This is a genomic window from Coprococcus sp. AM14-16, assembly GCF_003434675.1.
Classification (GTDB): domain Bacteria; phylum Bacillota; class Clostridia; order Lachnospirales; family Lachnospiraceae; genus Coprococcus; species Coprococcus aceti.
This window is the reverse complement of record NZ_QTLL01000001.1, coordinates 795,719-810,478: the sequence shown is the minus strand read 5'-3', so window position 1 is coordinate 810,478 and position 14,760 is coordinate 795,719. Positions and strand designations below refer to the sequence as shown.

Sequence of the window (14,760 nt, the reverse complement as noted above, 5' to 3'; positions counted from 1 at the left end):
AGGTGAGAGAATGTCAAGTGTAATAGTTAAAGAGAACGAAAACTTAGATAGCGCTCTTCGCAGATTTAAGAGAAATTGTGCGAAGGCTGGTATTCAGCAGGAGATTCGTAAGAGAGAGCATTACGAAAAGCCTAGTGTAAAGCGTAAGAAGAAGTCAGAGGCAGCTAGAAAGCGCAAGTACAAATAAATCATAGTATATATATTTGATTTTAAATTGATTTCTAAGAGTACCGAGTTTATTCGGTACTCTTTTTTTATGTGTATTCATATAATGTTCCAAAAGCGTTATGGTGGTATTCATGAAAGACAGAGCGAAAAAAGTTATAGCATTTGAACCTCCGTGCTGGTGTCCGGACTCGGCGGGAACGACCTCCAGACTCACCATGTTCAACAATGATGAGCTGGTGATAGAGAATTTCAGACATGTGATCTACTCTGACGACGAGAGAGTGTCTGTTAAGACCCGGAAAGGGATATTGAATATATATGGGGAAAGATTACAGATCGCTTACTACGCATCCTATGAAGTGAAAATATGCGGTTCGATAAACAGTGTAGATTGGCTGACAGTGTGACTGCATGAATATTAGAAGGGAAATAAGAGGTGTGTGCTATGTGAGCTGTGACAGCCGCGCAGCTCTGCGCCTGATGAATATATGCAGCCATAAAGGAATACGTACATGGTGCGAGAGGGATGTAAAGAAGAACAGAAAAAAGAATGGCAGTAAACAGAATGACAGTAAATGGAATGGCAAGGCGGAAAACTTCTGCATATACTCCGATGACAGAAAAAGACTTGAAGAGATAGCGGACAAATGTATGATAGATATCCGAATAGCTGAGAAGAAGACTCTGAGAACCGTTTTGCTGGGCAATAGGAAGAGAATCTCGATATTGCTCGGAGTTTTATTGTTTTTGCTGTTTGTATACTGGGAATCAGGGTATGTATGGTACATAGAAATTGATGGATGTGAGGATTATACAAGTGAGGAAGTTGAAAATCTTATTGAGATGGAGTATCCGTGCTATGGACATCGGAAAAAGAGTATTGATCTGAGTGAGCTGACAGACATGCTGACGGATAATCTTGGTGAGATATGCTGGGCGTCCTGCAGCATCAGTGGGACAAAGCTTACAGTTGCGCTCAAGGAGTCCGTGGATGTATTTACAGTTCCGGAAGATGGCAGACCGTGTGATCTCGTGGCCACAATGGATTGTACGATCTATTCCCTTGTTGCATCGGCGGGGACGCCTGTTGCATCGGTTGGAGATGAAGTGAAAAAAGGGGATACTCTTATATCGGGAACAGTTAACATATACAATGATGACAGTGAGGTTGTGGATACGGTGTTTGTACCTGCTTCCGGAGAGATATATGGTCTTTGTGATGTAGAGTACAGAGATGTGGTTGAGAGTGATCTCCAGGAAAAGGAGACTACAGACAGGAAGGTAAACAAAGTAGATATAAAAATTGGACGCCGGGTGTTTACACCGTATAAAACTGCTGCTTCCGACGGTTCATACGACCTTTCCGCCGAGGAAAAACGGCTGCATATCGGCGATATGTATTTTCCGTTATCCGTGAATATAGAGCGAAAAGTATTCTATAAAGTAAATACACGTAAGCTTACGGAGAAGGAGCAGAAAGACAGACTTAACCAGCATCTGCATGTTTATATTGGCAAAATGCAAGAAAAAGGGGTGCAAATTGTCCGAAAAAATGTTATTATTACTAATGAACGCGGTGAGGCTTCGGCTGAAGGCGATATCAGTATCAGACTTCCGGTTGCTGTGCCGAGATATATTGACGTAAACAATACATCGGGGAGCGAAGAGGTGGAGCCTGACTGACAAATAATAATGACAGGGGATACAAGTATTGAGCGAATATTCAGAATCCGTAACTGTTGCATCAAACTATATACAGACTGTGTTTGGACAGTTTGATGCCAATATAAAAAAGATTGAGAAAGAATACAGTGTGTCAATGATACTTCGCGATGACAAGCTTAAGGTCAGCGGCTCCGAGGAAGGTGTGAAGAAGTCTATTCAGGTTATAGAACAGCTCTTCCAGATGGCAGACCGTGGCTCGTCCATCGATGAACAGAAGGTAGACTACACTATATCGATAGTCAATGAACACCCGCAGGAGGCTAAGGAGAGTCTTGCTGAGCTTGACAGGGACATAATCTGTCACACGATGAGCGGCAAGCCGATCAAACCGAAGACTGTCGGACAGAGAACATATGTCAATTCAATAGAAAAGTCCATGATAGTATTCGGAGTGGGCCCTGCCGGAACAGGAAAGACTTATCTTGCCATGGCAAAAGCCATAACGGCATTTAAGAATAATGAGGTTGGAAGGATCATACTTACAAGGCCGGCCATAGAGGCCGGTGAGAAACTGGGATTTCTTCCGGGTGACCTTCAGAGCAAGGTTGATCCTTATCTTAGGCCGCTCTATGATGCATTGTATGAGATAATGGGTGCTGATGCATTTATGAAGAATATGGAAAAGGGACTGATCGAGGTTGCTCCTCTTGCCTACATGAGAGGAAGAACTCTTGATAATGCGTATATTGTGCTGGATGAGGCCCAGAATACCACTCCTGCCCAGATGAAGATGTTCCTTACCAGAATAGGATTTGGCTCAAAGGCCATAATAACAGGAGACCTTTCACAGAAGGATCTTCCACACGACGCGCAGTCAGGTCTTGATGTTGCACTCAAGGTGTTAAAGGATATTGATGACATAAGCATTTGCCATCTGACGAGTCTTGATGTTGTGAGACATCCTTTGGTGCAGAAGATCGTAAATGCGTATGAGAAATATGAGGATAAGAGGAGCAGACAGGCAAAGCCTAGAAAAACCACAACTGCTCAGAAAAACAGAGGAAAATAATATGTCAGTTAATATTGAGAATGAGTATGGAGATATTGATATTAAGAATTATGAGGATGTCATAACAAGTATCGTCCAGGCTTCGCTGGAATTCGTTGGGTGTCCATATCCCTGCGAGGTGAACGTGCTGCTCACGGACAATGACTCCATACATGAAATCAATAACCAGCAGAGGAATATAGACAGGGCGACAGATGTTCTGTCATTTCCACTGATTGATTATACAATTCCTGGAAACTTTGATGGTCTCGAGGATAGCCGGTGTGACTACTTTGATCTTACTACAGATGAACTGCTATTGGGAGATATCGTTATATCTATTGACAAGGTGTATGAGCAGGCAACTGAGTACAATCACTCAAAGACGAGAGAGCTGGCTTTTCTTGTAGCCCACAGCATGCTCCATTTGTCAGGATATGACCATATGGAGGACGATGAGCGCAGGGTCATGGAAGAGATGCAGGAAAAAATACTTACAATGAAAGGATATACAAGAGACTATGAGGAGAATTAAGACGGGATTAGTTCTGGCAACCGCTCTTGTGATGGGATTATCACTTTTTGGATGCGGCTCGAAGAAAACGGAGGAGAATGTCACTACAACGGAGGCTAAGGCAGAGGTGGATGTATCACAGGCCGATATGATGAAGTCTGCCACAGCGGTTGATGAGACTTACCATGAGGGAGTATATAATGATCTTACAGGCGAGTGGAACACCGACAGAAAGGAAGAGTACGGAAGACCGATCGCTATAATGATCAACAATATTGAGAATGCGATTCCTCAGTCAGGCATAGGCCAGGCTGATGTTTTATATGAGTTTGTCGTTGAGGGCGGAATAACAAGAATGCTTGCAATATTCAACGACTATGACAATCTTGAGAAGGTCGGTTCGATCAGAAGCTGCAGACCTTACTATGTTACAACTGCCATGGAGTTTGACGCTATATACATGCATTATGGTCAGTCTCCACAGGGACAGGAGGAGCTTGACAGGACAGGAATAGATCATATAAGCGGACTTGGTGGAGAAGGATCTGTATCTTTCTACAGATCATCAGACCGCGAGGCTCCACACAATGTGTACACAAACAGCGATATGATCAAGGCTGGTCTTGATTATCTTGGATGCTCAACTACCCACAACAAGGGATACAAGAGCAAGTTTGAGTTCAATGAGGAAGATACGGTTCCTGAGGGCGAGTCTGTAAACAAGCTCACACTCAACATGTCAGTTTACACACAGCCTTGGTTTGAATATGATTCAAAGAATAAGGTATATAACAGATTCCAGTATGGTGACAAGCAGATCGATGACCTCACAGGAAAGCAGCTCACATTTAAGAATATCATCATACAGTTTGCTCACTACACCAGCATTGATGATCACGACAGACAGATGATCGATCTCGTTGGCACAGGAGACGGATACTATGTTTCAGATGGAAAGATCGTTCCTATCACATGGACAAAGTCAACCGATGACTCCGTGACAAAATATTCAACAGCAGATGGAAAAGAACTTCAGCTCAATCCGGGCAAGACCTATGTCACAGTATTTGAGAGTGATAATAAGGCCGGAGTTGTATGGGAATAATACAGACATAAACCACATATATTAACAAGGACAGAAGATGGGATGGAATATCCTGTCTTCTGTTTTTTGTTATGAAGAGAAGGTGTGGTAATGTTTAAAAGAATTATATATTTTTTTGTTATCATTATAGCGGTATTTGTGTTATCTTTTATAACTAGAGAGATCGTGGTGAGCACGGCGTGCAGATCCGGAGACAGTAAAAGTGTGTATAGAGAATTTGACGGTACGGATAGCGGGCATATATTACCCATATCAAATGAGAGTGAACCGGAGCTTTACGGAGGGCTCGTGATTGCTGCTGAGGGTGGAACACCACATGGCAGTTTCTATGTGAGCACTTATAATGGACATGTGGCGGTGTACAACAGATTTGGCAGTCTTTGCAGGGAGACGACTCGTACAGTGGATTCATTGGACAAACGTATAAGAGAACTGATCCACAAGCACGTGTATTTCAATGATATAGATGACATGAACAGGTTTATTGACAGCCTGTAAAACGTATGATAAATGATTATGGGAAAGGTGTATCGGAATGATTTATGATATTATAGTTATCGGCGGTGGCCCGGCTGGGATGACAGCCGCAATAAAAGCAAAAGAGGCAGCACCATCGGCTTCGGTAAAGCTTATAGATAAAAACAAAAAACTCGGAAAGAAGCTGTATGCGACGGGAAATGGCAAATGTAACATTGCAAATACGAAGCTTGATCTGTCGTGCTATTCCAGTGCAAATGAATTTTTCCCATTTCAGTTCGTAACAACGGACAGTCATAATGATGTCATGGATTTTTTTGAAAGTCTTGGTGTTTCCAGCTATGATGATAATGGATATATATATCCTGCATCGCTGCAGGCATCTACCATAGTGTGGGCACTGACGGACAGGCTCAAAATTCTTGGTATAGAAAACAGCACATCGGAGGAAGTCCTGAGTATAAAACAGGGAAAAGATGGTACATATATTGTAGACACAGACAAAGACGGGTATAGGACGACCCAGGTGATACTTGCACCCGGAGGTGCGGCTGCGCCAAAGCTTGGCGGATCTGATAGAGTATACAGACTTCTGGATGATCTGAATGTACGGTTTGTGAAACCGCATCCGGCTCTGTGTAAATTAAAATGCCATGAATATATATCTGATATGTCAGGGGTACGTGCAAAGGCTGTTGTCCGCCTAATGTGTGATGGCGAGGAGTATGACCACGAGAGAGGCGAGGTTCAGTTTGCATCGGGATATCTTTCGGGCATAGCGGTTTTTAATATGAGTATACAGTGTATAGACCTGATGGAGACTGGCAAAAAGCCATACATAGAACTTGAACTTGTTCCGGACATCAGTGATGATATGCTGGCGGACAGGATGAGACGATTTGCCGAGGTAAATGGCAGACGGAGAGTCGAGGCGATGCTCAATGGTATTGTCAACGAGAAGATCGCCGGGTATATTATAAAAAGTCTTGGTATCAAAGCTTCTGAAGCAGCCGGACTTGACGCGGCTGATATAACATCCATATGTGATATGCTCAAACATATGAGATTCAACATAGATGGATTCGGCAGCTATGAGGACAGCCAGGCGGCAAGCGGTGGAGTTGACACATTGCAGCTCAGGGCAGATAACCTGGAACTTGATGGACACAGAGGCTTATACGCCGCTGGAGAGTATGTCGATGTGACCGGCAAATGTGGTGGATATAATATAATGTGGGCTGTTATAAGCGGCATGAGAGCTGGGGAGTCTGCAGGAAAGAGAATAAAAGATGATCAGAATTAACAATGTAAAACTGCAACTTGGATTTACAGAGGCAGATGTTAGAAGTGTTATTAAAAAGACGCTGAAGACAGATAAGGAGTTTGAGTATATTTTTTTCAAGCTGTCTCTTGATGACAGGCGGAGAAACCAGGTGAAATATATTGCATCCATAGATGTGGATGTTCCGAATCCAGAAAAAATATTGAAAAGACTTCACAATAATAATGTTATGTTAACAAATGCTACCCAATATAGATTTCCGAAGCCGGGAAATGTCAAAATGACCTATAGGCCTGTGGTGATAGGAACAGGACCGGGTGGCTTATTTGCTGCACTGTATCTTGCCAGAGCCGGATACAGACCGGTTGTTTTTGAGCGCGGCATGGATGTTGACAGGAGAATGGAGCATATAGAGAGATTCTGGAAGGGTGAGGAAGGACTTGATCCAAATTGTAATGTACAGTTTGGAGAGGGCGGCGCAGGAACCTTTTCGGACGGCAAGCTGAATACGGTCATAAAGGATGGCTCGGGCAGACGCACTGAGGTCATGCGGACATTTGTGGAGTATGGTGCAGATCCGTCCATAATGTATATAAATAAGCCACATGTCGGCACTGATGTGCTGTCTGGTATTGTAAGGAATATGCGTGAGAATATAAAGAGACTTGGCGGAGAGGTACATTTTGATTCACTTTTTACCGGTTATGATCAGATCACACAGGATGAGGTGTGTGTACATATAAAGAACCTTTCAGATGGCAGTGAGAAGGAATACAGGACAAATGCCCTTGTTCTGGCACTTGGACACAGCTCAAGGGATACTGTGGAGATGCTTTACAAAAAAGGTGTTCCGATGGAGCCAAAGCCATTTGCCATGGGACTTCGTATCGAACACAAGCGAGCAGATATAGATATCATGAAGTATGGCGATGATCCGGCGTATGCAAAGCTGCTGCCGGCGGCAGACTACAAGATGACGCATCAGGCGTCAAATGGCAGGGCTGTATATTCATTCTGTATGTGTCCTGGAGGTTACGTAGTGAATGCATCATCCGAGCACGGTGAGACGTGTGTGAATGGTATGAGCTACAGCGGCAGGGATGGTGAGAATTCCAACAGCGCCATTGTGGTAAATGTTACCCCGGAGGATTACGGGTCAGATCATCCTCTTGCGGGAATGAAGTTTCAGAGAAGATGGGAGAAGGCCGCATACGAGGCCGGACAGGGGGCTGTTCCGGTGCAGCTCTTCGGAGATTACAGAAGGGATATTCCTACGGAAAAGCTGGGCGGTGTTAAGCCTCAGATTAAGGGTAAATACAGGCTCACAAGCCTCAAATGCTGTTTGCCAGAGTATATAAAGGATGCTATAATAGAAGGAGTTGTGTCCTTTGATAAGAGGATGCCGGGATACTCATCTGACGATGCAGTTCTCTCGGGAATCGAGGCCAGAACCTCATCACCTGTTCGCATGATACGAGGCGATGAGCTGCGCTGTGAGGGGACATGTATATACCCGTGCGGGGAAGGCGCGGGCTATGCAGGGGGAATAACCTCAGCCGCTGTCGATGGTATGAAGGTGGCCGAGGCCATAGCATCCAGATTCAGCAATGAGGCAATAACAGACGGTACACAGGAGAATATAAATGGATAGAGAGTATTTGAAAGACAAGAAAAAGATAGTAATAAAGATTGGTTCATCTTCACTTATTCACGAGGAGACGGGTGGACTTGACTATACAAAGCTTGAGAAGCTGGTGCGCATCATATGTGATTTGAGAAATCAGGACAAGGATGTGGTCCTCGTATCATCGGGAGCCATCGGAGTCGGAGTACAGGCGCTGGGACTTGCCAGAAGACCTAAGACGACCTCGCTCAGACAGGCGTGTGCTGCAGTGGGACAGGGACAGCTAATGATGATATATCAGAAGCTTTTTCAAGAGTATCACAGCACAGCAGCTCAGGTTCTGCTAACATTTGATGTTATATCGTCGGATGAGAGGAGAAAGAATGCCATCAACACATTCAACGAGCTTCTTCAGCTCGGTGTCGTACCGATCGTCAATGAGAACGATACGGTTGCCATCGATGAGCTGGATGACAGCGTGGCATTTGGCGACAATGATACACTGTCTGCCATAGTTGCATCCATGATCCATGCAGATCTCCTGATACTTCTCACGGATATAGACGGTCTGTACACTGATGATCCACACAATAACCCTGATGCAAAGCTTATACCAGAGGTGAACTGTATAGACGACCATATAATGGATATGGGTAAAGGTGCAGGCTCCAAGTACGGAACCGGCGGAATGACGACCAAGATCGCAGCCGCCAGGATAGCAACCAACTCCAACTCGGATATGGTCATAGTATCCGGAGCGGATATGGACAATATTGTTAAGGTAATGAACGGAGAAAGTATAGGAACTCTGTTCACAGAATATAAGGATCATGACTTTGACGTTGTCAGATTTATTTTGAATAAGGAGTATCTTATATAGTTATGAAAGAGACGATAATCGATGCGGCAAAGATCGCACGTATAAATGAGTTATATCACAAGTCCAAGGCTGAGGGGCTCACCGACGCTGAGAAGAAGGAACAGCAGCAGTTAAGGCAGGAATATATATTTGCTGTGAAGAATAATCTCAGGAGCACGCTCAACAATATAGATATCAAAGAGAAGGACGGCTCCATAACCAGACTTCAGGACCTTGATCCTACAAGAAAGGCGTAGGCACGACTGTATTATGAATAGCGAAGACAGTGTAAAACCCGGCAGCAAAGCCGATATAAGGAAAACAATAAAAGCGGTTAGAAATGCCATGGACAGGGGTGACTGTGCATGGAGATCTGAACTTATATGCAGACGTCTGTCTGAGCTTCCTGAATACGAGAATGCTCTCAATATATGTGCATATATTTCCAAAGGGAATGAAGTGGATACAAAGCTTATAATTGAGAAGGCGTGGTCGGACGGAAAGCATGTATATGTTCCAAAGGTTTATGGACAAGACATGGAGTTTATTGAGATCACAGACTACGGGGAACTTACATCCGGAAACTTTGGGATACTCGAACCGGTTTCTGATGATTTTGAGGAGATCGAAGATGGGCTTATGTTCATGCCCGGGATTGCATTTGATCACAGCCGCAACCGCATAGGCTTTGGCGGAGGGTATTACGACAGATATCTGGCGAGGCATGCAGGGCTTGTCACGGTGGCACTGGCGTATGAATTCCAGATAGTTGATAAGATAGACAGTGAACCTACAGATATCAGACCACATATCATAGTAACAGAATCGGAAGTTATATCATAATGGAGGGTCAATGAACAGAGACGAGATAACAGCAAAGATCGCTGAACTTGAAAAGAAGATACAGATGGATAAGTTGCAAAATGCCGGGGCGGATGATGCCGGAAAAGTTACAGGACGCACTCAGTCCGGTGATATTGCTGACAGCTATGCGCTGTGCCTTGGCGGTGGCGGCGGTAAAGGAGCATACCAGCTCGGGGTGTACAGAGCACTTGCAGAGTATGGACTTATGGACAAGGTTACAGCCATATCAGGAACTTCCATAGGTGCGATAAATGCCGTGCTCTTCGCGTGCAATGATCCTGACAGAAGCGAGGAGGCATGGAAGAAAATACATTTTGAGACGGTGTTTGACGTTGATCCTGATCTGATGTTCAATGATAAGCCTGGATTCATGTCACGCAGAGAGATGATAAGGCTCATGGACAGCTATGTGGATTATGGAAAGCTGTCTGATGGACAGGTCACCGTGTATGCAGCCATAGCTGAGTGTGTGCAGGAGGGCGAAAGACAGGCTGAGTATATAAGCCTTGCAGGAATGGATGCGGAGGAGATCAGGACAGTTGTCATGGCATCATCCACCCTGCCTATGCTCTATGAGTCTGTGACTTATAACGATAAGGAGTATTGTGATGGCGGTCTCGCCGACAATGTTCCGGTGAAGCCTCTGTATGATGTGGGATACAGGAATATCGTTGTGTGCGGACTCAACCCTGATTCGAAGAAGAATCTGTCGCCGTATCCTGATGCGGATGTTATAGAGATATATCCAAGCGTTAGTCTGGGTGATCTGATAGACGGAACGTTGAATTTCACAGCAAATTCGATCAAGTTTAGAAGTATGCTAGGATACAGGGATGCCATGAGAGCCCTGAAAGTTCATTTTGAGCATGACCCTGATTATATTGCGGCTCTGGATCATTACAGAGACATTGATCTTGCGGATATACAGACTCAGATGAGGATGGATGCCGCGGATTCCAGCGTGAAAAATACTATGGATAACATAGGCAGGATACTTGGTAAGCTGGGTATAGATGAATAACTCCAGATGGATTTACACAGCTTTAAAGAAATAGATAAGGATACATAGAGATTATGAATGATTTGGAAAAAGTTATTGACGGCATAGATCTGGGACTTCCAGCCCCGCTTGAGGAGCCGGAGAGACAGTATTACTTCATAAAAAAAGGCAGGGAGTATGTCACAGCAAGGAGCAAAGAACTGGGACGTGACCTCACCTGCTCCATACAGACATTTGGCTGTCAGATGAATGTCAGGGATTCTGAGAAGCTTGCCGGAATACTTGAGCAGATGGGATATGTTAGAACCGAGTCCGAGCATGCGGACTTTATCATATATAACACATGTACGGTGAGGGAGAATGCCAACAGAAAGGTGTACGGACATCTGGGACTCATGAAGCACCTCAAGGAGAAGAATCCTGAGATGAAGATAGCTCTGTGCGGATGCATGATGCAGGAGCAGCATGTGGTGACTACCATAAGCAAGAGCTACAGGTTTGTCGATATGGTATTTGGAACACATAATGTATACAAACTTGCGGAGATATTTGTAAACAGGATAGAATCCGGAAGCATGGTCATAGATATCTGGAAGGATGCCAAGGAGGTCGTGGAGGATCTTCCTGCGGTGAGGGAATTCCCATTCAAATCAGGTGTAAATATCATGTTTGGATGCAACAATTTCTGTACCTACTGTATAGTTCCATATGTAAGAGGAAGGGAGCGAAGCAGAAATCCGGAGGATATCATAGCTGAGTGCGAGAGGCTTGCTGACGACGGAGTGGTGGAGATCATGCTCCTCGGGCAGAATGTCAATTCATATGGCAAGAACCTTGAGCATCCGATCACATTTGCGGAACTGCTGAGGCGTGTGTGTGCCATAGAGAAGATACAGAGAGTAAGATTCATGACCTCACATCCAAAGGATCTGTCGGATGAACTGATAGATGTCATCGCGGAGAATCAAAAGATCTGCAGACATCTCCATCTGCCGGTACAGTCGGGCTCGACAAAGATACTGAATGCGATGAACAGACGGTACACAAAGGAGTCATATCTTGCACTGGTTGACCGCATAAGGGCAAAGGTTCCAGAGATATCACTCACCACTGATATAATCGTGGGATTCCCTGGTGAGACCGAGGAGGATTTCCTTGAGACCATGGACGTGGTTGAGAAAGTACAGTATGACACCGCATTTACATTTATATATTCAAAGAGAACAGGAACTCCTGCCGCCGGAATGGAGAATGGTTCCACAAAGGAAGAGATACAGGATAGATACAACAGGCTTTTAAGGCGTGTGCAGGAGATAAGTGATGTGAAGACCATTGCGATAAAGGGACAGACACAGCCGGTTCTGGTTGAGGGCTTTGACGAGAAGGGCGACGGCCTTCTGACCGGAAGACTCTCCAACAACATACTTGTCCATTTCCCTGGGTGTGCGGAGATGGTTGGAAAGATCCTGAATGTAAAGCTTGTTGAGTGTAAGGGATTTTATTACATGGGTGAATTAGCAGAATAGGAGTAGTTGAAGTGGCAGCATTAACACCAATGATGGCTCAGTATATGGAAGTTAAGAATCAGTATAAGGACTGTATTCTCTTCTACAGACTGGGAGATTTCTACGAGATGTTCTTCGACGATGCCCTGACGGCATCCAGGGAACTTGAGATAACACTGACCGGCAGGGACTGTGGTCAGGAGGAGCGCGCACCAATGTGCGGTGTTCCGTATCATGCTTGTGACATATACCTGAACAAGCTGATAGAGAAGGGCTACAAGGTAGCCATATGTGAGCAGATGGAAGATCCGAAGCTCGCAAAGGGTATAGTAAAAAGAGAAGTTATACGTATAGTTACGCCTGGTACAAATATGTCCCAGGCTATTCTTGATGAGACGAGGAATAACTATCTCATGTGTATATTTGGCTGTAATGATGAGTATGGCGTGGCAGTGTGTGATATCACTACCGGAGAGTTCAGATCATGTCATATCTCATCCACATCCAAGCTGTACGATGAGATCAACAAATATTCACCGACGGAGATCATAGGGAATGAGGTTTTTCTGTCATGTGGCCTGAACTTTGATTACATGAAGGAGAAGATGAAGATAACGATATCGGAGGCTCCGTCTCATTATTTTAACGATGACACCTGTGAGGATTTCATCAAGAGACAGTTTAAGGTCGGATCAATAGATGGTCTCGGCATAGATGAGCAGGAGGATATGCTGCTGTCAGCGGGCGCACTTCTCCAGTATCTACATGAGACACAGAAGAACTCACTGGATCATATCAACAGAATAGATATATATTCCATAGAGGACTTCATGATCATAGACAGCTCATCCAGAAGGAATCTGGAGCTGACAGAGACACTCAGGGATAAGCAGAAGAGGGGTTCACTGCTCTGGGTGCTTGACAAGACCAAAACGGCCATGGGAGCGAGAATGCTCAGAAATATGATAGAGCAGCCTCTTATTCACAAAGATGATATAGAAGCCAGACTTGACGCGATAACAGAGCTCAACGACTCTGTCATAACCAGAGACGAACTCCGTGAGTACATGAATACCATATACGATCTCGAGAGACTTATGACGAGGATATCGTTAAGAACAGCGAATCCGAGAGATCTTCTGGCATTTAAGACGTCCATACAGCTTCTGCCATTTATAATACAGCTTCTCGGTGAATTCCATTCGGATGAGCTCACCGAGATCAGGGATGGAATAGATGATCTGCAGGATCTCTATGACCTTCTTGACCGTGCCATAGTTGATGAGCCGCCTATACTTATCAGAGAGGGCGGAATATTCAAAGATGGCTATCTTGAGGACATAGACACTCTGAAAAATGCCACAACTGATGGCAAGAACTGGATCGCAGAGCTTGAGGCCAGAGAGAAGGAAAAGACCGGAATCAAGAATCTCAAGATAAAGTTTAATAAGGTGTTCGGATATTATTTTGATGTAACCAATTCATATAAGAGTCTTGTGCCGGATTATTTCATCAGAAAGCAGACACTTGCCAATTCTGAGAGATACACAACCGAGGAGCTTGACAGACTGGCTGGAGTTATACTCGGATCATCCGACAAGCTTGTTGCGCTGGAGTACAACACATATGTTGAGCTCAGGGACACCCTTGCTGCAGAGCTCACAAGGGTACAGAGAACAGCACACAGCATAGCCATGCTCGACGCTCTGTGTTCACTCTCATATGTGGCTGTTGCAAATGGGTATGTTAGACCTGAGATCAATACAGATGGAGTCATCGACATAAAGGACGGACGTCATCCGGTCGTTGAGAAGATGCTGAACAACGATATGTTCATCACAAACGACACATATCTGAACAACCATGAGAGCAGGATATCTATCATCACCGGTCCTAACATGGCTGGTAAATCCACATATATGAGACAGACTGCGCTCATAGTTCTCATGGCTCAGGTTGGAAGCTTTGTCCCTGCGGCATCTGCCAATATAGGCATATGCGACAGGATATTTACAAGAGTGGGAGCTTCCGACGACCTTGCATCAGGACAGTCCACATTTATGGTGGAGATGAGCGAGGTCGCAAATATACTCAGAAATGCCACGAAGAACAGCCTTCTCATCCTTGATGAGATAGGTCGAGGAACAAGCACATATGACGGTCTGGCGATCGCCTGGGCTGTCGTTGAGTATATAAGCAACAGTGAACTGCTCGGAGCAAAAACTCTGTTTGCGACACATTACCATGAGCTCACGGAGCTTGAGGGTAAGCTGTCGGCAGTCAACAACTACTGTATAGCGGTCAAGGAAGACGGAGACGACATAGTGTTCCTCAGAAAGATCGTCAAGGGCGGTGCCGACAGAAGCTACGGTATACAGGTTGCAAAGCTTGCCGGTGTGCCGGATGCCGTTATAGCGAGAGCAAATGAGATATGTAATCAGCTTATAGACAAGGACATAACCACCAAGCTGAAGGAGATAAAGGTTACAAATGATTTCAAGCCGAAGAAAGAAGACACCCAGATGTCAATGTTCGGCTCACTTGCCGAATCACAGGTGATCGAGGACATAAAGTGTGTTGATCTGTCCAACATGACACCTATGAAGGCGTTGCTTTATTTAAATGAATTGCAAGAGCGACTTAAATAAT

At 44.8% G+C, this 14,760-nt stretch carries 15 protein-coding genes; all 15 read left to right on the top strand.

The genetic code is table 11. The features are described 5' to 3' along the window. The first annotated feature begins 10 nt into the window (after nucleotides 1-10). The gene (rpsU, locus tag DW159_RS03665; RefSeq protein ID WP_004851031.1) at nucleotides 11-187 is read left to right on the top strand and encodes a 30S ribosomal protein S21; all 177 of its coding nucleotides are present in this window, start codon (nucleotides 11-13) and stop codon (nucleotides 185-187) included. A gap of 112 nt (nucleotides 188-299) precedes the next feature. After that, entirely contained in the window at nucleotides 300-575 is a 276-nt protein-coding gene (locus DW159_RS03660; protein ID WP_015534910.1) for a YabP/YqfC family sporulation protein, read from the top strand. Between the two features lie 40 nt (nucleotides 576-615). Further along, nucleotides 616-1,851, top strand: coding sequence for a sporulation protein YqfD (locus tag DW159_RS03655; RefSeq protein WP_158547576.1), 1,236 nt, complete (start codon nucleotides 616-618; stop codon nucleotides 1,849-1,851). A 28-nt stretch (nucleotides 1,852-1,879) separates the two neighbouring features. Further along, on the top strand, nucleotides 1,880-2,902 hold the full coding sequence (locus DW159_RS03650; protein WP_022216489.1) for a PhoH family protein: 1,023 nt from the start codon (nucleotides 1,880-1,882) through the stop codon (nucleotides 2,900-2,902). A 1-nt stretch (nucleotide 2,903) separates the two neighbouring features. Further along, nucleotides 2,904-3,416: an rRNA maturation RNase YbeY gene (gene ybeY, locus DW159_RS03645; protein ID WP_015534911.1), complete on the top strand. Its 513-nt coding sequence runs from the start codon at nucleotides 2,904-2,906 to the stop codon at nucleotides 3,414-3,416. After that, nucleotides 3,403-4,500, top strand: coding sequence for a DUF3048 domain-containing protein (locus DW159_RS03640; protein ID WP_015534912.1), 1,098 nt, complete (start codon nucleotides 3,403-3,405; stop codon nucleotides 4,498-4,500). Before ybeY ends, DW159_RS03640 begins: the two co-directional genes overlap by 14 nt. A gap of 90 nt (nucleotides 4,501-4,590) precedes the next feature. Beyond that, nucleotides 4,591-4,998, top strand: coding sequence for a hypothetical protein (locus DW159_RS03635; protein ID WP_117548975.1), 408 nt, complete (start codon nucleotides 4,591-4,593; stop codon nucleotides 4,996-4,998). 37 nt (nucleotides 4,999-5,035) lie between these two features. Next, nucleotides 5,036-6,280 (top strand): aminoacetone oxidase family FAD-binding enzyme, encoded by a 1,245-nt coding sequence (locus DW159_RS03630; protein ID WP_117548974.1) that lies wholly within the window; start codon nucleotides 5,036-5,038, stop codon nucleotides 6,278-6,280. Then, on the top strand, nucleotides 6,267-7,910 hold the full coding sequence (locus DW159_RS03625; protein WP_117548973.1) for an NAD(P)/FAD-dependent oxidoreductase: 1,644 nt from the start codon (nucleotides 6,267-6,269) through the stop codon (nucleotides 7,908-7,910). The genes DW159_RS03630 and DW159_RS03625 overlap by 14 nt, the downstream gene beginning before the upstream one ends. Further along, nucleotides 7,903-8,763: a glutamate 5-kinase gene (proB, locus tag DW159_RS03620; RefSeq protein WP_022216486.1), complete on the top strand. Its 861-nt coding sequence runs from the start codon at nucleotides 7,903-7,905 to the stop codon at nucleotides 8,761-8,763. The genes DW159_RS03625 and proB overlap by 8 nt, the downstream gene beginning before the upstream one ends. Before the next feature lie 2 nt (nucleotides 8,764-8,765). After that, the gene (locus DW159_RS03615; RefSeq protein WP_015534916.1) at nucleotides 8,766-8,999 is read left to right on the top strand and encodes a DUF896 domain-containing protein; all 234 of its coding nucleotides are present in this window, start codon (nucleotides 8,766-8,768) and stop codon (nucleotides 8,997-8,999) included. Between the two features lie 13 nt (nucleotides 9,000-9,012). Further along, the gene (locus tag DW159_RS03610; RefSeq protein WP_117548972.1) at nucleotides 9,013-9,585 is read left to right on the top strand and encodes a 5-formyltetrahydrofolate cyclo-ligase; all 573 of its coding nucleotides are present in this window, start codon (nucleotides 9,013-9,015) and stop codon (nucleotides 9,583-9,585) included. A 10-nt stretch (nucleotides 9,586-9,595) separates the two neighbouring features. After that, a complete protein-coding gene (locus DW159_RS03605) occupies nucleotides 9,596-10,627 on the top strand; it encodes a patatin-like phospholipase family protein (protein WP_117548971.1) in 1,032 nt (343 codons plus the stop codon). Between the two features lie 53 nt (nucleotides 10,628-10,680). Further along, nucleotides 10,681-12,132, top strand: coding sequence for a tRNA (N6-isopentenyl adenosine(37)-C2)-methylthiotransferase MiaB (gene miaB, locus DW159_RS03600; protein WP_117548970.1), 1,452 nt, complete (start codon nucleotides 10,681-10,683; stop codon nucleotides 12,130-12,132). A 29-nt stretch (nucleotides 12,133-12,161) separates the two neighbouring features. Next, on the top strand, nucleotides 12,162-14,759 hold the full coding sequence (gene mutS, locus DW159_RS03595; RefSeq protein ID WP_117549440.1) for a DNA mismatch repair protein MutS: 2,598 nt from the start codon (nucleotides 12,162-12,164) through the stop codon (nucleotides 14,757-14,759). Nucleotide 14,760: the final 1 nt, after the last annotated feature.